Below are 23,509 nucleotides of genomic sequence, written 5' to 3'. Positions count from 1 at the left end.
TGTGCACGGGCAGCAAAGTCCATTGAAAGCACGGCCGGCCGTTCTTCGGAGTGATCTGCTGAGGCGTGGGCAACCTCAGAGGGGCCGTGCCAGCCGTCCTGCACCAACGAGACGTGCCTGGGACTGCAATCCGAGCCTGAGCCCGCGCCGGCGATTGACAGCTAATTATTACATGTCTAAAAATATGCAAATTCATATAATTCGTGAGATGCCTGAATGGACACGCATCCGCTCAAGCTCAAGGTCAGATCGTATGCCGCGGAGACGCCGTTCATACGGAGCCTTGTGTTTGGCGTGGAGGACGGTGTCGCGCCGCGATGGCAGGCGGGCGCCCATATCCGCGTGGCGCTCCCGAATGGAGGCGACCGGCCGTACTCGCTGATGGCTTTGCCGGGCCTTCCCGAAGGTATGCTGGCGCTTGGGGTGCTGCGCGAGGAGGCTTCGACCGGTGGCTCGCAGTTCATGCACGCGCTGAAGATCGGCGATGTCGTGAAGGCAACGGCGCCGGTCAACAATTTTCATCTGCATGAGGGAGCGGCGCCCGCGCTGCTGTTCGCCGGCGGCATCGGTGTCACGCCGATCCTGTCGATGGCGGCGAATCTCGCGGCCCGAGGAAGCCCGTATCGCTTGCACTATGCGGGCCGCACGCAAGGCCTGCTCGCGTTCCTGCCGCACCTGCAGGAGATATGCGCCAAGGGCCTGTCCATCCACTACGACAGCGACGAGTCCCGCCTGGACATTGCAGCGGCGCTCGGCGCTGCCGCCGCAAACGCCCACATTTACGCCTGCGGTCCGGCCGGCATGATTGAAGCGGTGAAGGCGGCTGCGCTCGGCAGGGACATTCCGGCAGACCGCATCCACTACGAGCTCTTCAAGGCCGAGCAATCGTCCTCGGCCGACTTGCCGTTCGAGGTCGAGCTCAAATCGACCGGGCAGGTCGTCAGCGTCGCGGCCGGTCAGACCATCATCCAGGCGCTGGAGGCCGCTGGTCTCGACGTGCTCTACGACTGCCAGCGCGGCGATTGCGGCATCTGCCAGTGCGGCGTGATCGAAGGGGTACCCGACCATCGCGACATCATCCTCAGCGACGACGAGAGGGCGTCCAACAAGGTCATGCAGATCTGCGTGTCACGCGCGAAGTCGGAACGTTTGGTGCTGGATCTCTAGGGGAGGCGAGGGACGTCATGGCGAAATACGGACAGAACGCCGACGCGATCGCGGCGCTGGTGCGCGAGGCCGAGGTGCACCGCGACGTCTATGTCGACCCCGAGATCTTCGAGCTCGAGATGGAGCACCTGTTCCCGAACAGCTGGATCTATGTCGGGCACGCGAGCCAGTTGGGAAAGCCCGGCGATTTCATTACCGCCAATATCGGCCGTCAGCCGGTGCTGGCGAGCCGCCACACCGACGGCTCCATCCACGTCTTTTACAACCGCTGTCCGCACAAGGGCGTGAAGATCGCCTCCGAGCCCTGCGGCAACACCGGAAAGTTCTTCCGCTGCCCCTATCACGCCTGGTCGTTCAAGACCGACGGCTCGCTGCTCGCGATCCCTCTGAAAAAGGGCTACGAGGGCACCGGCTTTGGCGACACGCAAGCGAATGAGGGATTGTCGAAGGTCAGGAACGTCGTGATCTATCGCGATTTCATCTTCGCCCGCCTGAGCGATGACGGCGTGTCCTTCGAGGATTATTTCGGCGAGAGCCTTTCGACCATCGACAACATGGTCGACCGCTCGCCGGAGGGGAAGCTCGCAGTCCAGGCGACGCCGATCCGCTACATGCACACCTGCAATTGGAAGATGCTGGTCGAGAACCAGACCGACACCTGCCATCCGATGGTGGCGCATGAGAGCTCGGCCGGCACCGCGGTCAAGGTCTGGAAGCGCGAGCAGGGCGATTCCACGGAGACACCGATGGCGGTGCAGCTCTATGGTCCCTTCATGAGCCCGTACGAGTTCTACGAGCAGAGCGGCATCAGGATCTGGCCGAACGGCCATGGCCATACCGGCGTCGCCAACTCCATCCATTCCAACTATTCGGACATCGAAGGCTATCTCGGCCAGATGGTCGCGGCCTATGGCGAGGAGCGGGCGCACGAGATCCTCGGCGAGGTCAGGCACAACACCGTGTATTTCCCGAACATCATGGTCAAGGGCGCCGTGCAGATCCTGCGCAATTTCATCCCGATCGCGGTCGACAGGACGCTGGTCGAGAGCTGGGTCTATCGCCTGGTCGGCGCGCCGGACAAGCTCTACGAGCGGGCGCTGATGTACAACCGCTTCATCAATGCGCCGACCTCGATCGTCGGACACGATGATCTCGAAATGTACGAGCGGGCGCAGGAAGGACTGAAGTCCAACGGCAATCAATGGGTCAATCTGCGGCGCCTTTACGAGAACCATGAAGAGCAGGACGTCACGGCCGTGATCAACGGCACGTCCGAGCGACAGATGCGAAACCAGTTCCACGCCTGGTCGAAATTCATGACCATGGACATGGACAAGCGTGTCGAGGCCGCGGAATGATCGACGAGAAGGCCATCACGGACTTGATCTATCTGGAAGCCGAGCTGCTCGACACGATGCAATGGCAGGCCTGGCTCGATCTGTTTCACCCCGAAGGGCGCTACTGGATGCCGCTCGAATGGCAGCAGCAGGATCCGGTGCTCCAGCCCTCGTTGATGTACGAGGATCTGCTGCTCTTGAAGGTGCGGGTCGAGCGGCTCGCCGGCGAGCGGACCTTCAGCCAGAAGCCGAAGAGCCGTTGCCATCATCTTCTCCAGGCACCGCGGATCGTGGCGTGCGACCCGGCTGCGGGCGTCTACAAGGCGCGGACGTCCTATATCTATACCGAGACCCGCGGTGATCTGCTGGAGCGCTATTCGGGATGGGCGTCGCACGAATTCGTAGAGGTCGGCGATGCCCTGAAGATCAAGCTCAAGCGGGTCGATCTCGTCAATTTCGACGCGCCGTTCGGCAACATCCAGCTTTTCATGTGAGTACGCCTTGACCGCTGCGACCACAGTCTACGCCCGCTTTCGCGAGACCGCCCTTCGCCGGGAGGAGGCAGGCTTCCTCAACGTGCTGCCGGAGACCGCCGATATCTATGGCATCGCGGCAGGCGAGATTTCCTACCGCGCCATGCTCGACCGGGTCGAGCGCTGGCGCTCGGCTTTTGCAAGCCGGGGCTATGGCGAAGGCCAGAGGGTCGGGCTGCTGCTCCAGAACAGGCCGGCGTTCGTCGAGCTGTGGTTCGCGCTGAACGGGCTCGGCGTGTCCGTCGTACCGATCAATCCCGATTTGCGGATCAGCGAGCTCGAATACATCATTGCGCATTCCGAGATGAATGCGGCGTTCGTCCTCGCCGAGCGGCGCGACGAGGTCGAGACCGCGGCGCGCCAGGCCGGCCGGCCGATCCCGGTCGTGACCGATCAGGACGACGTTCCCGTACCTTTCGGAGATGCGCGGCCTTCGACCGCCGGAAGCGACGCGAGCGAATGCGCGCTGCTTTATACGTCTGGAACCACGGGACAGCCCAAGGGCTGCGTGCTCACCAACACATATTTCCTGCATTCCGGAAACTGGTATCGCGATGTCGGCGGGCTGATCGATCTCAAGCCGGACTGTGAGCGCATGATCACGCCGCTGCCGCTGTTTCACATGAACGCGATGGCGGTGTCGCTGATGGCGATGTTATCCGTCGGCGGCAGCCTCACCATGCTCGATCGCTTCCATCCGCGTACCTGGTGGGCGTCCGTCCGCGACAGCCGCGCGACCTGTCTGCACTATCTCGGCGTGATGCCCTCGATGCTGATGAGTGCACCGCCATCGGAGCAGGACCGCGCGCACAGCGTACGCTTCGGCTTCGGCGCCGGCGTCGACAAGCTTCTGCATGCGCCGTTCGAGGAGCGCTTCGGCTTTCCGCTGCTGGAGGCCTGGGCGATGACCGAGACGGGAAGCGGCGGCGTCATCGCCGCCAATGTCGAGCCGCGCAAGATCGGCACGAGCTGTTTCGGACGCCCGGCCCCCGAGGTCGACGTTCGTATCGTCGGCGACAGCGGCAACGACGCGCCGGTCGGGACGCCGGGCGAGCTCCTGGTGCGGCGGGCAGGTGCGGACCCGCGTTACGGTTTCTTCCGCGAGTACCTGAAGAACGAGGCCGCCACCGCCGAGGCGTGGGACGGCGGGTGGCTGCACACCGGCGATATCGTGTCGCGCGATGCGGACGGCGACCTCCATTTCGTCGACCGCAAGAAGAACGTGATCCGCCGTTCCGGCGAGAACATTGCCGCAGTCGAGGTCGAGTCCGTCCTCAATCGCCATCCCGCGATCCGGCAGGCTGCGGTTGCCGCGACGCCCGATCAGGTGCGCGGCGACGAGGTTGCGGCGGTCATCATCGCCGAGGAGGCCGGTGCGGACCGCGCGCTCGCCGAGGAGATCGTGCGCTGGAGTCTGGAGCAGATGGCCTATTACAAGGCGCCGGGCTGGATCTGTTTCGTCGACAGCCTGCCGTTGACCGCGACCGAGAAGATTCAGCGCGGCGGCCTGAAGGATTTCGTCGCCAGGCTGATGCGCGACGGTGCGTTCTTCGACCTTCGCGACCTCAAGCGGCGACAGGTTTGATCATGAGCGAGATCCGCACCACACTCATCACCGGCGGCAATTCGGGGATCGGCGAGGCGCTGGCGAAAAAGCTCGTCGAGAGCGGGCAGCGCGTGGTCTCGGTCGGGCTGGAGAAGCCGGACTGGACGCATGATCTGCTCGCGGCCTATCGCGCTGATCTCTCCGATATCGAGGAGACGCGCGCGATCGCGCAGGAGATCTGCCGCGATCACGCCGTTGATCGCCTCGTGCACAATGCCGGCGTGATCCTGCCGAACCTGCTGCCCGATGCTAAGCCGGAAGACATTTTGATGCTGGCGCAACTGCATCTGGGCGCGCCGATGCTGCTGACCCAGGCGGCGCTGGAGGGGATGCGTGCGCGCCGCTTCGGCCGCATCGTGTTCGTCAGCTCGCGGGCCGCGATGGGCGCAGCGACGCGGTCGGCCTATTCGGCGACCAAGGCCGGCGTGCACGGCATGGCGCGCACCTGGGCGCTGGAGCTCGCCGCGAGCGGCATCACCGTGAATGTTGTCGCGCCAGGGCCGATCCTGACCGACAATTTCTGGGGCATCATTCCCAAGGGCTCCGAGCAGCAGGAGCGGATGGCGCGCAACGTGCCGGTCGGGCGGCTCGGCTCGCGCGAGGATGTCGCGCACGCCATCAGTTTCTTCCTCGACGAGCGCTCGGACTTCGTCACCGGCCAGGTGCTCTATGTCTGCGGCGGCACCAGCCTCGTCGGCCTTGGCCCGTAGAGCATGATCCGGACCCGGAGGGCCGCGTTAGCGCAAAGTGTGAAGCGGTTTTCCGAAAAGATCATGCTCCAATAAACAAGATCAGATCTGGTTCTGGCGGATGTTCTCGACCATCTTGGCCAGCACGCGCGCGCAGACCTCGATGTCGTCGGGCTCGATGCCTTCGATCAGCTTGTCGTAGTTGCTCGCCATGATCGGCCAGATCTTGCGCAGCAGCGCCTCGCCGTCCGGGGTCAGACCCACGACGCGGCGGCGCTGGTCTTCCTCTGCGATCTCGCGCTTGACGAGGCCCGATGACACCATGGACTCGACCATGCGGCTCGCCGTCGACTGCTCGGTTACCGCGAGAACGGCGACCTCGTTGACGGTGAGGGTCTTGTAGATGAACAGGACCGATAGCGTCCGGAACACGACATTGTTGATGCCGTGGTCGCTCAGGTCGCGGTTCTGATCGAGATTCCAGCGATTGGCGAGCCGGTTGAACAGATACGGGATGTAGGTTTGCAGCTGGTCCCGCGTCCTCGGCGGACCCGACTTCCATCTGCTCTTGGATTCTCTGGCCATTATCTCTTGCGACTTTGCTTCTTGCTCTCGGTATGAAGTTTTGAAGAAAGGGATTTCAGTACGGACAGCGCACCGTCCAGCTCCCGGGCCGAAACATTCTCGAGCCGTTTGCCGAGATGCTTCTTGTGGACGTCGGCTGCCTTCCTGAACAACGCCTCGCCCTTCGGCGTCAGGCGCACGATGAAGGAGCGCCGGTCCTCGCTCGACATTTCCCTGCTGATGAGGTTGTCGGCGAGAAGACGCTGCACCAGCCCCGAGACGTTGCCGCCGGTGACTTTTAGATTTTGCGACAGCTGCCCGAGCGCGAGGCCATCGCTGTAGCGATCGAGCTGGGCCAGCACGTCGAATTTTGCGAGCGACACGCCGAACTCGGCGTTCAGCATCGAATTCAGCGACGCGAACAGCTCGCCATGCAGCGACAGCAATTGAAGCCAGAGCCGGGTTTCGATCTGCCCAGGGACGGGAACAATGTTCTCTTTGAGTGCTGCCGGCATTGCATGACCATCGAGTACAAGAGGGATTATCGCGGGTCTTTCGCTCCGATTAACAATTTGAGAATCGTAGTCAAGTCGCCTGATCCTGACGTCTTGGGGGGCGAACGGCAATCCACTCCCGCGTTCCCCTCCGATGGAATCATGCAAAAGTCTTGATGGTCTGGATCACGCCGTCGAGCTCCTTGCCGGCGCTGTCCTTCAGCGCGGCCTCGCGCAGGCGGCGTGCCCAATCGGCGGCATCCTCGCGTCGTTCGACCAGCTTGATCGCCGCCAGCGTCCTGTCGAATTTCGACAGCCCGCGGCTGTGGGTATCGGAATAGCCTTTCACGAGGCGTCGGCATTGCAGGATCTCGACACCGAGCTGGTAGTTGGCGGCGACCGCATCGGTTGCCGCCTTGAGCCATCCGTCCCGATGCGCGGTCTCGACGGCGTGACGCAGCGAGCGGCGTCGCAGGCCGCGTAGTCCGGCCACGACGTAGAGCGTCAGGAACCAGGGCAGCGAGTAAGTCCGCACCCGGCGTCCCCGGTTGACGCGGCGATCGAGCCAGCCGAGCAGGCGCGGCCGCGCGCCGAGCCAGCGGCTGAAGCCCGCGGGCAGCACGCCCATGACCTCCTCCATGCGCGGATGCATGAACTCGGTGGTCTGGAGCACCTGTCCCTCGGACATCTCGAGCTCGCTCTCGATGCGCGCGCGGCGACCAGCGCGCGTCTTCAGGTCGGCCACGCGGATGACGTCGTCATAGCTCATGGCGTTGGCGAGGTACTTTGCCGCGGTCTCCGTGAAGGCATAGGCGTGCGCACCACCGCCGGCGCTTCGGTCGGCCGCGTGCAACGTCTTGAGAATGTCGAGATACTCGGCGCCATAGGCGACGTCCTGGAAGTCGACGACCTTCCTCAAGCCAACGCGCGCCATGGTGAGCGCAGGCTCGGGCAGCTCCTGCTTCAGTCTTGCGATCAGCCCGGCAAGATCTGGATCGGGCGTTGCGGGAGAGGGGACGTGATCGGCCTGCTTTGATGGCGCTGGTGCCGCGACCTCGGGTGCGCCGGTCTTGACCCGGTCAAAGGCGGCCTCAAACGTCTCGACGCTGGCCTTCGCACCTCTGCCGCCGGCACGGATGACGTCGAGATAGCTGTCGCGGCTGAACGGCAGCACAGCGGCCGCCGCGAGCGCACCGAACATCGCGGCCGAGATGACGCTGCCATGCGCGATCGCCAGCGCGTTCAGATCGAAGATGATCTCGGTCTTGGCGGCAACCCCGATGGCGCCAGTGACGGCGGCGCCGTCGGCGATGCCGTTGCCCGGTGCAATCTTCTCGCCGATCGCAAACGACCGGTGGTTGGATGCGATCAACGTGGTGCGATCCGGCGTCACGAGGCCGCGCAGGATCGATCGGCCGGCCTCCATGAACTCCGCCGCCATCACCACGTCGACGTCGCCGGGCGTCGGCATCAACGACAGGATCGGCTTGCGGCCGTCGAGCGGCGGCATCGCCTCGATATAGTAGATCGTGGCGCCGGTGCGCTGCGCTACGCCGGGCACCGAGGTCGATTGCGCGACCCAGCCATGGTTCTCGGCCAACTGAACGATCCAGTCGGTCAGCACGCCGCCACCCTGGCCACCCATCGCGACGATCGCAATCGAGATCGGCCGCTCGGTTGCCTCGCCGGCGGCGGGGAGGGCCAGCCGGACCGTCTCGTCTCTCATGCCAATGCCTCGAGCGCCGGACGCCGGCGATCACGCCGCCGTTGCAACCAGCCGATCACGGCCATCGCGACCTTGGATTTGAACCTGTCCCAGCCGGTCGGATTGTGAATGACGTCCGCGCGATAGAACGAGGGGCAGAGCACGGCGGCCTCGGAGACCTCGCCGCAATTGCCGCAACCGACGCAGGAATTGTCGATCGCCGCAACCGGATCGTCGCGCAAGGGATCGTCAAGCTGCTTCACCGAAAGCGACGGGCAGCCCGAGAGCCGGATGCAGGCATGGTCGCCGGTGCAGACGTCCTCGTCGACACCGAAGCGCTCCTTGACGGTGCGCAACCCGTCCTTGATGGCCTGGTTGATCTGCGGCTTCACGCGGCGCTGCTTGTTCAGCATGCACTCGGAGGACGCGACGATGACCTTGGGGCCTTCCTCCTTGGTCGTCAGCGCTTCCTTCAGCGTGTCGCGCATCTTGCCGACGTCATAGGTGCGGTCGAGCTGGCGCACCCACTGGCCGCCGATGCCCTTCACGGCCTTGACGATCGAATTGTTGGTGTCTCGCCGCTTGTTGGTCGCGCGCGACGACAGGATGTCCTGACCGCCGGTCGCCGACGTGTAGAAATTGTCGACGATGACGAACACGCCGTCGTGCTTGTTGAACACGGCATTGCCGATGCCGCTGGTCAGTCCGTTGTGCCAGAAGCCGCCGTCGCCCATCACCGCGATCGAGCGTTTGTCGGCCTTGACGTTGAAGGCCGAGGTCGAGGCCGGGCCGAGGCCGAAGCCCATGGTGGTCGCGCCGATATTGAAGGGCGGCAGGATCGAGAACAGATGGCAGCCGATGTCGGCCGAGACATGATGCTGGCCGAGCTCTTCCTCGACGAGCTTCATGGCGGCGAAGATCGGCCGCTCCGGGCAGCCGGTGCAGAGCCCGGGCGGGCGTGCCGGCACAACCTGCTTCAGCTTCTCGACCGCGGGGTGATTGAGCACGGGAACGGCGTCCGGCGCCGGCGGCCGGTTGCCGAGCAGCCGCGGCTCGGTCTTCTCCAGGAAGTCCCTGACGCCGCCGAGCAGAACCTGCGCGGTGTAGTCGCCGCCCATCGGCAACACGTCCTTGCCATGGATGCGCGCCTGGATGTCCCTGCGGCGCAGCACGGTGTTGATCGCCTGCTCCAGATATTCCGGCTGGCCTTCCTCGACGATCAGGACGGCGTCCTTGTCGACGCAGAACTCCGCGACCTCGGTGTCGATCACGGGGTAGGTGACGTTCATGACGTAGAGCGGAACCTGTGTGTTGCCGTAGGCATCCGACAGCCCGAGATATTGCAGCGCGCGGATCACGTTGTTGTACATGCCGCCCTGCATGATGATGCCGACCTTGCCCTGCTTCGGCCCCATCCATTCGTTCAGCTTGTGGTCCCGGATGAAGCCGATCGCCGCGGGCATCCGCGTCTTGATCTTCTCCTGCTCATGCTCATAGGCCGCAGGCGGCAGCACGATGCGGTTGACGTCGCGCCTGGGGTTGTTGAGCGCGTCCTTGATGGTGTGCGCCGGCTTGACGTTGTCCTTGCAGGCGAAGCTGCCGTGCATGTGACAGGCGCGGACGCGGACCTCGAGCATCACGGGCGTGTTCGAGAATTCGGAGAGCTCAAAACCCTTCTCGATCAGATTGACGATGCATTCATGATCGGGGCGGGGATCGAGCAGCCACATCTGCGATTTCATCGCGAAGGCGTGCGTCCGCTCCTGCATGATGGAGGAGCCTTCGCCATAGTCCTCGCCGACGATGATCATGGTGCCGCCGGTGACGCCGCCCGAGGCGAGGTTGGCGAGCGCGTCGGAGGCGACGTTGGTGCCGACCGTCGACTTCCACGCCACCGCGCCGCGCAGGGGATACATCACCGAGGCCGACAGCATCGCCGCCGCGGCCGCTTCGTTGGCGGAGCTCTGGAACACGACGCCGAGATCGTCGAGCACGTCCTTGGCGTCGGCGAGCACGTCCATCAGGTGCGAGATCGGCGAGCCCTGGTAGCCGCCGACATAGGCGACGCCGGATTGCAGCAGCGCCTTGGTGATGGCGAGGATGCCTTCGCCGCGGAACGTATCGCCATCGCCGAGCCGGAGATCCTCGACTTCGCGAGCAAAAGACCGTTCAGCCATTGCACCCTCCAGAAATATGCGATAGCATACGTTTACATGTGAAGTAAGTCAACGCCGCCTCATGCTATCACGCTTGCGGACCTCTGCTCCGGCAAGGCGGTCATGAGCCAGCGACAGGGTAGGGCCAATGCTGAAGCTGCCTCGCTTTAGAGCCGCCGCCGTCCAGGCTTCACCTGTCTATCTCAACCCGGGCGCGACAGCCGACAAGGCGGCTTCACTGGTCCGTGAAGCCGCAGCGAATGGCGCGAAGCTCGTCGCGTTCCCCGAAGTGTTCGTTCCCGGCTATCCCTACTGGAACTGGATCACCGATCCCGTCACGGGCAGCGCATGGTTCGAGAAGCTCGCCAAGGCATCGGTGCTGGTGCCGGGTCCGGAGGTCGATGTCGTCAGGAAGGCCGCGCGCGATACCGGCTGCCACGTCGTGCTCGGCGTGAACGAGCGCAGCCCGGTGTCGCTGGGCGCGATCTACAATACCCTGGTTTTCATCGGGCCGGACGGCGCGGTGCTTGGCAAGCACCGCAAGCTGGTGCCGACCTGGGCGGAGAAGCTGACCTGGACCGGCGGTGACGGATCGAGCCTGCGCGTCTATGATACCGAGATCGGGCGTCTCGGCGGACTCGCCTGCGGCGAGAACACCAACACGCTCGCGCGCTTTGCGCTGTTGGGTCAGGGTGAGCTCGTGCATGTCGCCAGCTACATCTCGCTTCCGGTCGCGCCCCCCGACTACGACATGGCGGAGGCGATCAAGTTGCGCGCGATCGCCCATTCCTTTGAGGGCAAGATTTTTACGATCGTCTCCTGCTCGACCGTGTCGGAGGAGATCATCACGGCGATGGAAACGGTCGTCCCCGACGCGCGTGCGCGCCTGCAGCGCAAGTCGAGCGCGTTCTCCGGCATCATCGGACCCGATGGCCGCGTGGTCGGCGATCCCCTGATCGACGACGAGGGCATCGTGTACGCCGACATCGATCTCGACCGCTGCATCCAACCGAAGCAGATGCATGACATCGTCGGGCACTACAACCGGTTCGATATTTTCGATTTGCGGGTCAACCGCCGTCCTCTGGCGCCGCTGGGCCTCGCAGACGGTGAGGGCGATGACGCGGGGCAGGGCTTCACGCCGATCCCGCTGAGATCGGAATAATGGTTGGGCGCGTCGATAGAGCGGCGCGACGAGACAGGACTTGGAGGACAGGATGCGCGAGAACGTGATCGGCCGGGCCAATGTCGAGGACACCCCCGAGCTCAAGGCCTATTACAAGGACCTCGAAAAGTACGAAGCCGGCGCGCTGTGGACGGTCGCCAACAAGATCGAGCCGTGGGCGCCGCAATCGGCCTCCGTTCCCGTGCTCTGGCGCTACAACGATCTGCGCGAGCACGTGCTGCGCTCGGTCGAGCTGGTCTCGCCGGAGAAGGCGGGGCGGCGGGTGATCTATCTCAACAATCCCGGCCGCCGCGATGTGTCGGCGGCGGTCGGCTGGCTCTATTCGGGATTGCAGGTGATGCATCCCGGCGAGGTCGCAACCGCGCACGCGCACTCGGCTTCAGCCCTGCGCTTTATCATGGAAGGTTCGGGCGCCTACACCATCGTCGATGGGCACAAGATGACGCTGGGGGCGCGGGATTTCGTGCTCACGCCGAACGGAACCTGGCACGAGCATGGCGTCGAAGCCAACGGCTCGGTGTGCATCTGGCAGGACGGTTTGGACATCCCGCTCGTCAACGCGCTGGAGGCGAATTTTTTTGCGGTCCATCCCAAGGTGCAACAGGAAGAATCCGGCTATCCCGTGGACGACATGACCAAGACCTGGGGCAATCCCGGGCTTCGGCCGGCGGATTCGAAATGGTCGAAGGGCTATTCCCCGATGTTCAAATACGAGTGGGAGCCGACCTACGAGTCCTTGCGCAAATATGCCGCTGCGACCGACGGTTCGCCCTATGACGGCATTCTCATGAACTACGTCAATCCGATCTCCGGCGGACACGTGATGCAGACGATCGGCGCGAGCATGCAGCTGCTGCGGCCGGGCGAGAAGACGAAGTCGCATCGGCACACCGGCAGCTTCATTTACCAGGTCGCCAAGGGGCGCGGTTATTCGATCATCGCCGGCCAGCGTTTCGAGTGGCAGGAACGCGACATCTTCTGCGTTCCCTCCTGGGCCTGGCACGAGCACGGCAATGCTTCGGGAAGCGAGGACGCCTGCCTGTTCTGCTTCAACGATCTGCCCGTCATCGAGAGTCTCGGCTTCTACCGGGAAGAGGCCTATGGCGACAACGCCGGCCATCAGCCAGTTGCCGCCTGACGTCCCCGCACAGAATTCAACCGAAAGAGCCGGATAAAGCTGCATGCGCCTTGTTACCTACACCTTGGGCTCCAGTGGTGCCCGCCTCGGGGTCCTCGTTGACGGATTGGTCGTGGACGTCGAGCACCTCGGTGCGTCGCATGGCTTTGCATGGCCGAGCGACATGCTGTCGTTCATCGACAACAGCGTGACGCTGCTGCCGGCGCTGAAGGAGCGTCTGGACGATGCGGATGGACGCTTGCCGGCCGGCTCCGCCGTTCCGCTCGAGGACGTGAAGCTGCAGGCCCCGATCCCGCGGCCCCGCAAGAACATTTTTGGCATCGGGCTGAACTACCGTGCGCATGTGGCGGAGTCCGCCAAGAGCCTGGATACCGACAAGGACCTGCCGAAGCAGCCGGTCGTGTTCTCCAAGCCGCCGACGTCGGTGATCGGCCCCGGCGGCGCGATCCAGCACAATGCGAAGATGACGCAGCAGCTCGACTGGGAGGTCGAGCTCGCCGTCATCATCGGCAAGACCGCAACCCGCATCGCGACCGACAAGGCGATGGACCACGTCTTCGGCTATTCGGTGATGATCGACATTTCCGCGCGCGACAATCGCCGCGCCGGCCAGTGGATCTTCTCCAAGGGCATGGACACCTACGCGCCGTTCGGCCCCTGCATCGTGACCGCGGACGAAATTCCCGACCCGCATGACCTGCGGCTGTGGCTGACCAAGAACGGGGTCATGAAGCAGGACTCCAATACCAAATACATGATCTTCGACATCCCGGTTTTGATTTCCGACATTTCGTCGGGCATGACACTCGAACCGGGCGACATCATCGCGACGGGAACGCCGGAAGGCGTCGGCGCCGGCAGGACTCCCCAGGAATGGCTGTGGCCGGGTGACGTGGTGGAAGCGGGGGTCGACGGGGTCGGTGTCATCAGGCATCCGGTCGTCGCGATCTGATGACGACGTTCTCGTTCGATCGCGAGCTCAGATTCGGAGACTGCGATCCTTCTGGGATCGCGTACTTCCCGTCTTACCTGAACATCCTCAATGGGGTCGTCGAAGACTTCTGGGCGAGAATTGGATTTCCATGGCCGGAGCTGATCACGGTCCGGAAGATCGGGACACCCACGGTGCATCTGTCCTGCGACTTTTCCCGGCCGTCGATGTTCGGCGATCGCCTGACGTTCAACTTGCATATCAGCCGGGTCGGCGGATCGTCGCTCCATCTGGAGCATGTCGTCTCCGGCGCGAACGGCATGCGCTGGCGCGCGCGCCAGATCCTGGCCGCGACGTCGCTGGTGGATCACCATGCGATCCCGTGGCCGGATGACATTCGCGCCGCGCTGATGGCGCATGTGAGCGTGGGCGAGGGCACCGAGGCAACGCCCGCATGATCTCGCTCTTCATGACATTCTCCGATCCGGCAGGCGAACGACGAATTCATCCCGACGAGGTTGACGCCGTGGCGGAGCTGGTCGGATCGATCCCTGACATGACCGAGGGCTTGCTGTTCACGCCGCTCGAACAGTCGGTCGATCATCCCTACAAGGCCGATGGCTCCGGCCCGGTGTTTGCGCTTCAACTCCGGTTTCCCGACCTGTTCGCCTGCGAGGCGGCGATGGATCGCGGCGGTATCCTTGCCGGTCTCGCGACGGGGGGCGGACTAGCGAGCCTCACCGGCTTGGACGTCACGCACCAGGTCATGCTGACACGCGCGTTTGCCGTCGACGTCGCCGAACATCCGGCCGGCACGACCACTCCGTGCAGCTACCTCGTGCACTATCCCGGACCGGCGGAGGACATGAACGCCTGGAACCTGCACTATCTCGAGCATCATCCATCGATCATGCGAACCTTCCCTGATGTTCGCCAGATCGAGATCTACACCCGGATCGATTGGATCGATCGGCTGCCGTCGCAGCGCGTCGAGCACATGCAGCGCAACAAGCTGGTGTTCGACAGCCCGCAAGCCCTCGCGCACGCGCTCGGCTCCGACGTGATCAAGCGCATGCGCGCGGACTTCGTCCAATTCCCGCCATTCGCAGGCCGCAACAAGCATTTTCCGATGCTGACGCGGGTGGTGCGGCCGAAGCGCTAGAGCCGAGAGCGTGAAAACGATGGCGTGAGCCGTGAATTGAGATGGATCGCCAGATGTCCGCTTTGGCCGTCAGATCGCGCCGGACTCGCTATGCCGGTAGCCTTTGTAAACACCCCAAGATTGCGACGAAATTACCCAGCAATCTTAGCGCCTGCTCGTGTGAATTCTGCTATCATCGCAACGTGGGGCGACTCTGATGCGGGGATTGTCATGCCTCCAGGGAGGGACCGACCATGACTACGATAGCGAAACCATTTGCTCTCGTCGCCCTGGTTGCGACCATGAGTGTCGGAGCACTTGCGCTCAGCATCGCCTCTGCCTCAGCGCAATCGCCTGCAGCATACAAGAACTACTGCATCACCAGGATCAAGTGTAACAACGGCTTTCTATGGAAGTGCAACCGTTGTGACGGCCGCTATTCATGGCGGCAGGGGTGCCGTCCCACCTTTAAGGCGTGCTGACACTGACGTAGTTCGTAGGATGGGTAGAGCGAAGCTAAACCCATCAAACCTGATCCTCGCAACGGCATCGAGCTAAAGAATGACACGGGCGCTGCATCGGCGTGCCGGGGGCGATGGGTTTCGCAAGAGCTCTACCCATCCTACATCTTGGCGCAAGCGACGCCGGTTTCGGCACGGCCTCTATTCGACACGATGGGGCGCGATTCCGAGTCTTGCCATCGCCTCCCGCTCAGCGCCACGCGAGCCCTTAGGATTGCAGCCGTCACCAACAGAGGCATAGCGACCGTGGTCACCGAGCGGGTTTGCCGGCATCGACGGTTGACGTCCGCTTTGGGGCAGATGCTGACAACAGCCGCGGCCCGCCTTGTCGGCGATGAGCCCATTTGCAGATTTTCGGCGTCGTGGGCGATGGCGATCCCTGCAAACTATGGGGACGGCAAATCGAGGCCGTTGGGTAGCCTGATCCAAAGAACGGTTTGCTCGTCTGGGGAATGACGAGACAGATGGCCCTTTCCGTGTGTGTCCTCCACCAACACGAACTCGCCCGCAGAGACGTGCCGCACCTCGCCGTCGCTCGTCTCGTATTCGACCGCGCCAGTCAGTCTCACAGTCAATACCCGCGCGGGAACGGTGTGCCAATCGACCTGTCGCATACCGGCAGGAATTTGAGTAACCTCCATGCTTGACGCGGGATAGCGCTGGGACACCTGAAACGGCTTGGCACCGGGAGCAACGGTCAGCTTTGCCGTCATGGGGATTTCCACCTCACCGAAGTGAGATTCACCGTCCGGGGTTGCGTATATCCGAAGACACTTCATCGGCTGTCACCTTTTGGCTCGCCAGCAAGAACAAGACCACCCTACCATGACCGCGGCGAGGGTGATCACGGCTCTGATGGGATGGTCCGCTACGGGCGACGGCCTGCTTCGGGCCAAAAGCCGCCATCCCCGCCAAATGCGGTTTGTCCTTATCGGGCCCCCGGGCGGCGTCCGGGACCGTATCGCGTCGTATCAGCGCCGACATCCTGATGCTAGATTTCACAACGGTGGGGAGCACCTGCTTCCTGCTTCAGACCGAACAGGAGGACGATATGCCTGATAGCGTCTACAAGGTCATTGAACTGATCGGTACCAGCAGTGACTCATGGGAGAAGGCGGCCGCCAATGCGGTCGGGCAAGCTGCAAAAACTCTCCGGGATCTTCGCATTGCAGAGGTCGTCAAGCTCGATATGCAACTGGATGAGAAGGGAAACGTCGAGTCCTATCGCGCCAAGCTCAACGTCTCGTTCAAGTTCGAGGGGTCCTGAGCCTCGGCACCTCGCCCCCGCTTGCGGGGCGAGGTTGGCTCGCTGGAGAAAGGCGCGCGGCCATTCGGGAAGCAGCGCCCTGGTCCGACCGGGAGCCGGTATGCTTTGATGCGTGGGACGGGAACTGCAACGCGTGGTGGCCTCATGTACATCGTCATTCGCAAGTACACCAGGGTTCGTTCGGTCGCGGACGCTGCCCGCCGCGCCAAGAGCGGCGTCGGTCAGATCCTGAAGCAATCGCACGGATTCAGATCTTACTACGTGCTGGATGGGGGCGACGGCGTTGGTGTCGCCGTGATGATATTCGAGGACCGCGAAAGCGCCAATGCAGCGAACGCCAGGATAATGGAGTTTATTCAAGCAAGTCTGCACGACCTCGATCTTGGGGATCCCGAAATCACTGCCGGCGAAGTGTTGGTAAATATAGAACCTGATGCGTCCTCGGCATGAAGTACTCGTAAACGCCGCCAGTTGTGTGGGGTGCCGGCCCCTGCCGCTGCCGTCGATCTGGTCGCCGTCGCGCAGGAGCGATCGCGCCCTGGACATCCGGATGTCGTCGGTCAGGAATATTCGACTGCTCATGCTTTTCGAGGAGTAACAACATGAGGCAACACGATTTCGAAGCATTTTTCATCACGGCGACCGTCTGGACGCCGCTCGTAGCTATGGGCACCGCGATGCCGCCCCGAGATCCTGATGAAGACGAGGAGGACGAAGAGGGCGACGAAGAGGAGGATGAAGCCGACGAACCGGCAGTCGTACGCGAGCCGGATGAAGACTAGGCCGTGAACCCATAAAGTAGGGAGGACCGGCGCTGCATGATGCCGTGTATTCGACGAACCTTGTGCATATCGTGTCGGAGCGATAGCAGCAGGTGTGGAAATCTCGCTCCTGCGAATTAAGGCACTTAAGCCAACGTAAGGACGCTCAAGTATGCTCACTGTCTATGGCGAAGGTCGTGGGTTCCGTGTCGTTTGGCTGCTCGAGGAATTGGGGGTGGCTTATCGGCTGCGCCCGGTCGATCTGTTCGCTGTCGAGAATGATCCCGATTTTCTTGCGATCAACCCCGCCGGCTTTATCCCGGCGCTGCAGGACGGCGAGATGATCATGGTCGAGTCGATCGCGATCCTCGAATACCTGCTCGCCCGCCACGGCCCGAGCCCGCTCGCCGTCGCCCCGGATGATCCGGCCTTCGCCGCCTATCTGCAATTCCTCCATTTGGGAGAGGCCGGGCTCGCTGGACCAATGAACGCCGTCATCGTCGGTCGCGCATTCGCCCCCGCAGCAGAGCGAAACGCCCGGGTCACAATCTGGGCACTGGAGACCTTTCATAGCCGGCTGGGATTGGTCATCCAGCGTCTCGCAAATCGTCCATTTCTCGCCGGAGACCGCTTCACTGCTGCTGACATTTCAGTGAGCTACGCTCTCCTGCTTGGTCTGCGAACCAGCAACTATACCCCGGGTTCAGTCGAGCGTGCCTATCTCGCCCGCACGACGGCACGCCCCGCCTACGCCCGGGCGATGGAAATCTGCCAAGCCACCAAGGCTTGGGCGGAGCGATCACCGGCGTTGTAGAGCCAAGTCGTGAATCCATAGAAGGGATTCCCACGAGCGGCTTGGACTAGCCAGTGTCGGCCAGTCCGCGCTATAATCTCTTATGGGCTGGGATGCGAAAGACGTAGCGCTGCTCAAAAGGCTCTGGTCCGCAGGACAGAGCGCGGCACAGATTGCGCGCCGTCTCGGGTGTAGCCGTAACGCGGTCTGCGGGATGTTAACCCGTTCGGGCTTGAAGCGTGGCCACAAGCCGCCAACAGCAAGACCCAAGATAAGGCCGCCCCCGAAGCCAAGGCCGGCGTCGTCGGCCGCCCTGGTACGTCGAGTAGAAAAGAAGGTGTCGCGGAGCACCGCAGAGAAACAGCAGCCCAAGGAATTCAGCAAGCAGCAGCTGTACGCCATTCTAGCTGAGGCGGTCAGGAACACTGGCTAAGCGCTAACCACGACGGGCGTTACGCTCCGCGTCCGTGCCCTGGTCCAGCTCGAACGGCTCGGCTGTCGTGACCATTCCCCAAGCCTAGGTCTGCTTCGGGTCAATCGCGTCGGTTTGGTTCTCCCGAGACGACTTCCGGTCAGCCCCAGTGAGCGAACATCTTTAGTACCCCTCGCCAGGTCTCAAACGGGCCAAAAGCAGACATCGCCTCGACAGCCGCTTGTCTATCAGACAGTCCCAACACGGGAAGATATGTTAGAATTGCCCATCATCAGAATTGGGTCGATCTTTTGCGAGCACGACACGAGTGAGGATGTTGCAGGCTATGGCTGTGTCAGAAGACAGATTACCGACTGGCGGTTTTGCTCACTTGGTCCCTGAAATGGATGTGTTCGACCTCAAACAGAGCACGACCTTTTGGTGCGACCTCCTTGGTTTCCGTATCGCCTATCAGCGGCCTGAAAGTCGATTTGTGTACCTGGAGTTTCAGGGTGCGCAGGTCATGCTCAGACAGCACAGCGGCCATTGGCAAACTGGTGCTTTAGAACGACCACTGGGGCGCGGTATCAACTTCCAAATCTTTGTCGGCTCCGTCGCGCCACTTCTCGATGCTTTGGAAAAGGCACAATGGCCGCTCTTCGGGGAATGTCACGATGCTTGGTATCGGATCGCCGGTGAGGAGCGAGGCAACAGGCAGTTTTTGGTGCAGGACCCCGACGGCTACCTTCTGCGTTTCGCGCAAGACTTGGGAAAAAGATAGCTTTTCGACCCACCAATCCCACTTGGAGATTGTCCGCTAAGGGTCAAAAGCAGCAGTGGGCGCCAAGCTGTATCGGCGTCCGGTTTGCCCCTGACAGCCGACATGACACGCGCTCAATTGACCTTCGGCTGAGGGCCATAAGCGAGCGCGGCAAAACATGCCAGCGCATGCTCCGGCAAATGCTATTGGTCCATGCCTGGGCGGGGTTAACGCTGCGCCGGCGAGCCAGAAAGTCCTTGACGCAACAGAACACCACGGATTTGGATCGGTCGGAAGACCTTGATTGGACGATGGACGGAGCCGACCCGTGGGATTTTTGCTGAGAATTATGCTCGTAACCGCTCTCGTGAACCTTGCTCCAGCCGTCGCCCAGGCGCCGAAGAAAGCCGTCGCTTCTCCTGCCTTGCAGAAGGAATTCGATGGCTTCATCGAGAAGTTTCGCGCGGCGCTGAGGACAAACGATTCCGCCGCCGTCGCCGGTATGACACGATTGCCGTTCATGAACGACAGCGCAATTCGCGACGCCGCGCAATTTCGCGCCAAGACCTATCCGACCTCGTTCACGCCGAAAAATCGCGCGTGTGTCCAGCGCGGCAAGGCCGTCTACGATCGCGATCAAGAGAACAATGACAATTACTTCGTCTTCTGCGGCGAGCTCATCTTCGTCTTTACCAAGACGCCGGCGGGGTTCCTTTTTACGGACGTCGGCGCGAATGACTGATCAGGCAACAATGCTATCCACTGCCGTCGGACGTATGATCGGTCGCGTCGCTCAGCGACATATTGGATGCAGCAACCTAGGCGATGGGCCGACTCATCAACGGAAAGACTCGCCGCGAGCAGAACGAGTCGGCTCAGCCCCCCATTAACGGACATGCATACGGACAGCGGCGACTTCGCCTTCGGGTCACACCCGGAAGAACTCGGGCTGAGCATATCAAGTCTGCTTCACCCCCAAGGAGCGGACATCTAGCGGACATGCCGGGTCGACCGCTTGGGGCCACAAGCGGACCATCTGACCCAAATTACGAACATAAGAAGAGCCCAGCTGTGGTGGGCTGGGCTCTCGTTCAGCAATTGATGGCCGCCTCAACAACCATCTTTACGGCGACATCGGGTTCAGGATCATTTGATTTCCCAGGACGTGTTGTGCGGGATGTCCATCGCAAAATAATCGCCAGAGCCAGCCAGCGCAGGCATAGCTATGCACGCAAATGGTTCGCTTCCGGTGATGCCCTTATACTTACCGGTGCCGCCGGTGATGATATGCGTTCCACAATCCATCTTCGGCTGGGCCTTGTCGAGGTCTCGAGTATCGAAGGTCGAGAAAATCTTGTCGCCGTCGCTGTCGGCGAGCACGCAAGCGCCGTCAATGTATTTCTTGTCTCCGGACGCGACGTTCAGCGCCACGCAGCGTGCTGACATCTTGTCCAGCATCTTCTCTCCCTTCATGTTTTGAGTGGTGCCGACCGCCTCCAGCGTAGTGGCCTTGCCGAGTTCGGCGGTGTCAATGCTCATCAAGGGCCGAAAAATAAAGTGCGTCACATAAGGAGTAGTCCCCTTCTTTTCAATCGGCTCTCCCGCGACAGCCGCGGGGGCAAAGGACACGAGCGCAGCAGCAAAAGCCGTTGCTTTGGTGAGTCTCATCGCTGCGGTGACTGTGGGGACTATGCGCACGTTGATGGAGTTCATGAGTGCCTCCTTAGATCAAGCGGCGGTTCAGGTCTCCGCCGTGAACTGCCGCGAGTTGAAATCGACCGGCGTATGCTTTCTCCTGTCAAATCGAGTTTGCACGCCGGCGCCGAGCGTCAACGTGATCATGCTTTCTTGATGCTTCGCCTTGGACTGACGAAGTATGTGGGGATGGTGGCTCCAATCATCGGTTTTGACCTCAATACAAGGCTCGACCGAACGACCTGGAATATTGGCATAATAGCATGGAACGCGGCGAACGTCAGCGTCATGCCCGGAATACGCAGCGCGCACCGTCAGCTGTCCTGACCGAATGCGCTGTGAAAAATGCAATTCTCCTGTTGTTCGGATGAAGCACGGGGCACATGGGTGCAGTGACCCTGTGCCGCTCTTCATGCTTTGCGTCGTTCCGCTTGCAACTCAGGAGGTGAGCATTGAGTCACGTCGATTTCCACAGCCACCAATATCCGTAATGTCCGCTTCGGGTCATGAGGGGACGTTCGCTCTGAGCGCGGGAATGTCAACTAACGGCCAGGAACGGACATCCCACTTCAAAACCTGCTACTGCAGCGTCCGCTTGAAGAAGGCGACGATGTCGTGGTCGAAGCGCTCATGAAACGCAGCGCGGTCGAAGCCCGGCTTGCTTGTGCAGATTGCCGGCATGCGGGTTGCCAGGTCCGCAGAGCACGGCTTCAGAAAGTCGTAGTGCCCGGCGTCAGCCACGACGTGCGTCTCGGGTGGCGTCGGCAACGCGAGCCGAACGGCTTCCGCATAATAGGGGTGTGGTAGCACTTGATCATCCTCGGCCCGCCAGAGCTGCACCGGCTGGAGCACCGCCGCCAGACCGTTGGTCCCGAAGGTAAAACCGAGAGCGGGCGCGGCGGAGACCACCGCCTTGAGTCGCGGATCGTGGGTCCAGACGATATCGGTATCCGGCAGCAACGGGTGCTCTTCCATGATCTGACAGTCTTCGAAGGCGGGATGCGCCTTGCAGTGGCTCGGAAGGGTCCGAAGGTCCGGCTCGCCGCCGGCGGCCGCTAGCACCGTCAAGCCGCCAGCCGAGAAGCCGAACGCGCCAACGCGATTGGCATCGAGGCGCCCGTGGTCGCCCCATGCGCCCAGCATGTAGTCCGTGAGCAGCTTCAATTGCCGTGGCCGTTCCCAGATTGCGGTCGGACGGCTTTGGTCGCGCCAGCTATCGCCATTATGCGTAAGAGCGGCGACGACGAATCCTGCATTGGCCAGGGCCGTGGCGGTGTCGAGGTGCCCGGCATAGGAGCCTCCGTGACCGTGCGATATGACCACCAGCGGAAGACCGGTGCCCTCAAGCGGCGCGTCGCGGGCGACCATCTGTTGATCGGTCTCGACCGCCTCCAGCTTCGGGGGCATCGTGGTCGGATACCAGACGCCCACCTCGATAGGTGGGCCTTGCGGATCGTCGATGCTGAAATGCCGGAACCCGACCGCGGCGTCGGCCTGGCCGGCGGTGACTGCGATGAGTACGGCGAAAAAATATGCAATCGTGTAGCGCATGGGAACCTCTCGGCGAGTGGGACGCCAAGGATCCAGCAAACGGCACAGGCCTGCGCCAGCAATTGTTCGCCAACGGGCAAATGGGTTCGCCGGCGGGCAAACCGCCACTATAATGGCCTTATGAGCGAAGCGCGCCGGAGTGACTTTCTGCGGGATTGGGCCGTTGACCTCGCGATCGCGAGCGTCTGCGCCATCTTTTTCGGCCTGATCGGACCGTTTGGTAGCTATCTGAACGGACCGACCTGGCAGCGCGTGGTGTTTCAACTCGCCTGCTTCTTACCCGGAATCCTCCTTTTCGGATCGCTCATCCGGGTGGTGCTGCGGCTCCGCCTGAACCCGGCGATGACCTGGATGTCGATCTTCCTCGGCGTCGTCATCCTGAACGCGCCATTCCAGATCTGGGTCGTGTCGATCGCCGTATCGATATGGCCCTTCCTGAAAATCTTACGACCACTCGATTGGTACTTGCAGGGGCTGATCACCGCCTTGCCGATTGTGCTCGGTTTCACCCTTCTTATGCAGGCCCGGTTACATCGCCGGCAACAGGCCAAGGAAGCCGGCGAAGCGCCGCCAACCGCTTTCGGGCTACTCGGTGCGCCACCTTCCGCGGTGCTTTGCCTGCAGATGGAGGACCACTACGTACGCGTCCATACCGCCGGCAACTCTCGCCTTGTACTGGCAACGCTTAACCAGGCAATGATGGCGCTCGAAAATGCCGATGGCCTGCAGGTACATCGCTCCTGGTGGGTCGCGAGGAAGGCGGTCGTGCGGGCCGTTACCGAGGGTCGCAATCTGCGACTGCAGCTCGTCAATGGAATCACGGCCCCGGTCGCCCGGTCAGCCGTCGCCATCGTGCGGGAGGCGGGCTGGTTGACGAACGAGAGCTCGACGGGGGGCCGCAGCACTGAAACAGAAATATTGCCCCTATGACGGAGGCCATGTCCGTTGTGGGTCAAAAGCTGGCGGTCGGCAGCAGCGTGGCAACGTCGGTTGGGGGCCAATAACGGAAGTGAGCGGCTACACTGCCTGATCGCAGATGCGTGATAGGGCGGGGGCGAGAGTTGCGGTCAGCCACGAGTCCGACCACATTAACGCCGTCGAG

26 protein-coding genes are annotated in these 23,509 nt (G+C 62.3%); 18 read left to right on the top strand and 8 right to left on the bottom strand.

The window, feature by feature from the left end; genetic code table 11:
* Positions 1–216 precede the first annotated feature (216 nt).
* The 5 genes from ACVJ5M_RS32425 to ACVJ5M_RS32405 are packed head-to-tail and all read left to right on the top strand — an operon-like array spanning position 217 to position 5,353.
* Complete coding sequence (locus ACVJ5M_RS32425) at positions 217–1,167, top strand: PDR/VanB family oxidoreductase (RefSeq protein ID WP_063984250.1); 951 nt, start codon at positions 217–219, stop codon at positions 1,165–1,167.
* A 17-nt stretch (positions 1,168–1,184) separates the two neighbouring features.
* Positions 1,185–2,525, top strand: a complete 1,341-nt coding sequence (locus ACVJ5M_RS32420; RefSeq protein WP_063984249.1) for a Rieske 2Fe-2S domain-containing protein — start codon at positions 1,185–1,187, stop codon at positions 2,523–2,525.
* A complete protein-coding gene (locus tag ACVJ5M_RS32415) occupies positions 2,522–2,998 on the top strand; it encodes an aromatic-ring-hydroxylating dioxygenase subunit beta (protein ID WP_028153091.1) in 477 nt (158 codons plus the stop codon). Before ACVJ5M_RS32420 ends, ACVJ5M_RS32415 begins: the two co-directional genes overlap by 4 nt.
* 7 nt (positions 2,999–3,005) lie before the next feature.
* The gene (locus ACVJ5M_RS32410) at positions 3,006–4,622 is read left to right on the top strand and encodes an ATP-dependent acyl-CoA ligase (RefSeq protein ID WP_063984248.1); all 1,617 of its coding nucleotides are present in this window, start codon (positions 3,006–3,008) and stop codon (positions 4,620–4,622) included.
* 2 nt (positions 4,623–4,624) lie between these two features.
* A complete protein-coding gene (locus ACVJ5M_RS32405) occupies positions 4,625–5,353 on the top strand; it encodes an SDR family NAD(P)-dependent oxidoreductase (protein WP_028155855.1) in 729 nt (242 codons plus the stop codon).
* A gap of 81 nt (positions 5,354–5,434) precedes the next feature.
* On the opposite strand, the gene ACVJ5M_RS32400 is transcribed toward ACVJ5M_RS32405, so the two are convergent.
* Genes ACVJ5M_RS32400 through ACVJ5M_RS32385 form a run of 4 tightly spaced genes read right to left on the bottom strand, consistent with a single transcriptional unit; the run spans position 5,435 to position 10,272 of the window.
* Positions 5,435–5,917 (bottom strand): MarR family winged helix-turn-helix transcriptional regulator, encoded by a 483-nt coding sequence (locus tag ACVJ5M_RS32400; protein ID WP_063984247.1) that lies wholly within the window; start codon positions 5,915–5,917, stop codon positions 5,435–5,437.
* Complete coding sequence (locus ACVJ5M_RS32395; protein ID WP_354099312.1) at positions 5,917–6,522, bottom strand: MarR family winged helix-turn-helix transcriptional regulator; 606 nt, start codon at positions 6,520–6,522, stop codon at positions 5,917–5,919. Before ACVJ5M_RS32395 ends, ACVJ5M_RS32400 begins: the two co-directional genes overlap by 1 nt.
* Before the next feature lie 28 nt (positions 6,523–6,550).
* Entirely contained in the window at positions 6,551–8,116 is a 1,566-nt protein-coding gene (locus tag ACVJ5M_RS32390; protein WP_063984245.1) for an indolepyruvate oxidoreductase subunit beta family protein, read from the bottom strand.
* Complete coding sequence (locus tag ACVJ5M_RS32385) at positions 8,113–10,272, bottom strand: thiamine pyrophosphate-dependent enzyme (RefSeq protein ID WP_231144520.1); 2,160 nt, start codon at positions 10,270–10,272, stop codon at positions 8,113–8,115. Before ACVJ5M_RS32385 ends, ACVJ5M_RS32390 begins: the two co-directional genes overlap by 4 nt.
* Before the next feature lie 127 nt (positions 10,273–10,399).
* Here ACVJ5M_RS32385 and ACVJ5M_RS32380 point away from each other — a divergent pair, with 127 nt between their 5' ends.
* Genes ACVJ5M_RS32380 through ACVJ5M_RS32360 form a run of 5 tightly spaced genes read left to right on the top strand, consistent with a single transcriptional unit; the run spans position 10,400 to position 14,668 of the window.
* A complete protein-coding gene (locus tag ACVJ5M_RS32380) occupies positions 10,400–11,416 on the top strand; it encodes a carbon-nitrogen hydrolase family protein (RefSeq protein WP_063984243.1) in 1,017 nt (338 codons plus the stop codon).
* A 52-nt stretch (positions 11,417–11,468) separates the two neighbouring features.
* Positions 11,469–12,575, top strand: coding sequence for a cupin domain-containing protein (locus ACVJ5M_RS32375; protein ID WP_063984242.1), 1,107 nt, complete (start codon positions 11,469–11,471; stop codon positions 12,573–12,575).
* Positions 12,576–12,618: 43 nt separating this feature from the next.
* On the top strand, positions 12,619–13,527 hold the full coding sequence (locus ACVJ5M_RS32370; protein ID WP_063984241.1) for a fumarylacetoacetate hydrolase family protein: 909 nt from the start codon (positions 12,619–12,621) through the stop codon (positions 13,525–13,527).
* Complete coding sequence (locus ACVJ5M_RS32365) at positions 13,527–13,964, top strand: acyl-CoA thioesterase (RefSeq protein WP_231144522.1); 438 nt, start codon at positions 13,527–13,529, stop codon at positions 13,962–13,964. The genes ACVJ5M_RS32370 and ACVJ5M_RS32365 overlap by 1 nt, the downstream gene beginning before the upstream one ends.
* Positions 13,961–14,668 (top strand): hypothetical protein, encoded by a 708-nt coding sequence (locus tag ACVJ5M_RS32360; protein WP_063984239.1) that lies wholly within the window; start codon positions 13,961–13,963, stop codon positions 14,666–14,668. Before ACVJ5M_RS32365 ends, ACVJ5M_RS32360 begins: the two co-directional genes overlap by 4 nt.
* 886 nt (positions 14,669–15,554) lie before the next feature.
* On the opposite strand, the gene ACVJ5M_RS32355 is transcribed toward ACVJ5M_RS32360, so the two are convergent.
* The gene (locus ACVJ5M_RS32355) at positions 15,555–15,947 is read right to left on the bottom strand and encodes a cupin domain-containing protein (protein ID WP_063984238.1); all 393 of its coding nucleotides are present in this window, start codon (positions 15,945–15,947) and stop codon (positions 15,555–15,557) included.
* 272 nt (positions 15,948–16,219) lie between these two features.
* On the opposite strand from ACVJ5M_RS32355, the gene ACVJ5M_RS32350 reads away from it, so the two are divergent.
* The 7 genes from ACVJ5M_RS32350 (at position 16,220) to ACVJ5M_RS32320 (ending at position 19,903) form a co-directional block, all read left to right on the top strand.
* The gene (locus tag ACVJ5M_RS32350; protein WP_063986511.1) at positions 16,220–16,435 is read left to right on the top strand and encodes a dodecin family protein; all 216 of its coding nucleotides are present in this window, start codon (positions 16,220–16,222) and stop codon (positions 16,433–16,435) included.
* A 144-nt stretch (positions 16,436–16,579) separates the two neighbouring features.
* Positions 16,580–16,885, top strand: a complete 306-nt coding sequence (locus tag ACVJ5M_RS32345; protein ID WP_063984237.1) for a hypothetical protein — start codon at positions 16,580–16,582, stop codon at positions 16,883–16,885.
* Between the two features lie 152 nt (positions 16,886–17,037).
* Positions 17,038–17,217: a hypothetical protein gene (locus ACVJ5M_RS32340; protein WP_063984236.1), complete on the top strand. Its 180-nt coding sequence runs from the start codon at positions 17,038–17,040 to the stop codon at positions 17,215–17,217.
* 151 nt (positions 17,218–17,368) lie between these two features.
* The gene (locus tag ACVJ5M_RS32335) at positions 17,369–18,010 is read left to right on the top strand and encodes a glutathione S-transferase family protein (RefSeq protein ID WP_063984235.1); all 642 of its coding nucleotides are present in this window, start codon (positions 17,369–17,371) and stop codon (positions 18,008–18,010) included.
* Between the two features lie 82 nt (positions 18,011–18,092).
* Entirely contained in the window at positions 18,093–18,422 is a 330-nt protein-coding gene (locus ACVJ5M_RS32330) for a GcrA family cell cycle regulator (protein ID WP_084795217.1), read from the top strand.
* A gap of 325 nt (positions 18,423–18,747) precedes the next feature.
* Positions 18,748–19,182 carry a bleomycin resistance protein gene (locus ACVJ5M_RS32325; protein ID WP_063986510.1) on the top strand — a complete coding sequence of 145 codons (435 nt, stop codon included), beginning with the start codon at positions 18,748–18,750 and terminating at the stop codon, positions 19,180–19,182.
* A 307-nt stretch (positions 19,183–19,489) separates the two neighbouring features.
* Positions 19,490–19,903, top strand: a complete 414-nt coding sequence (locus ACVJ5M_RS32320; RefSeq protein ID WP_245328455.1) for a hypothetical protein — start codon at positions 19,490–19,492, stop codon at positions 19,901–19,903.
* A 404-nt stretch (positions 19,904–20,307) separates the two neighbouring features.
* On the opposite strand, the gene ACVJ5M_RS32315 is transcribed toward ACVJ5M_RS32320, so the two are convergent.
* The 3 genes from ACVJ5M_RS32315 to ACVJ5M_RS32305 all read right to left on the bottom strand — a co-directional run bounded on the left by ACVJ5M_RS32315 (position 20,308) and on the right by ACVJ5M_RS32305 (position 22,407).
* Positions 20,308–20,874 (bottom strand): hypothetical protein, encoded by a 567-nt coding sequence (locus tag ACVJ5M_RS32315; protein ID WP_063984233.1) that lies wholly within the window; start codon positions 20,872–20,874, stop codon positions 20,308–20,310.
* A 27-nt stretch (positions 20,875–20,901) separates the two neighbouring features.
* Positions 20,902–21,270 (bottom strand): hypothetical protein, encoded by a 369-nt coding sequence (locus ACVJ5M_RS32310; protein ID WP_283018592.1) that lies wholly within the window; start codon positions 21,268–21,270, stop codon positions 20,902–20,904.
* A 165-nt stretch (positions 21,271–21,435) separates the two neighbouring features.
* The gene (locus tag ACVJ5M_RS32305) at positions 21,436–22,407 is read right to left on the bottom strand and encodes an alpha/beta hydrolase family protein (protein ID WP_063984231.1); all 972 of its coding nucleotides are present in this window, start codon (positions 22,405–22,407) and stop codon (positions 21,436–21,438) included.
* 120 nt (positions 22,408–22,527) lie between these two features.
* Here ACVJ5M_RS32305 and ACVJ5M_RS32300 point away from each other — a divergent pair, with 120 nt between their 5' ends.
* Positions 22,528–23,337: a LytTR family DNA-binding domain-containing protein gene (locus ACVJ5M_RS32300; RefSeq protein ID WP_063984230.1), complete on the top strand. Its 810-nt coding sequence runs from the start codon at positions 22,528–22,530 to the stop codon at positions 23,335–23,337.
* The last annotated feature ends 172 nt before the right edge of the window (positions 23,338–23,509 follow it).

The organism is Bradyrhizobium sp. S3.7.6 (assembly GCF_054061875.1).
Note: the sequence above shows the minus strand (reverse complement) of the source record. Positions and strands in the feature narration are given on the sequence as shown.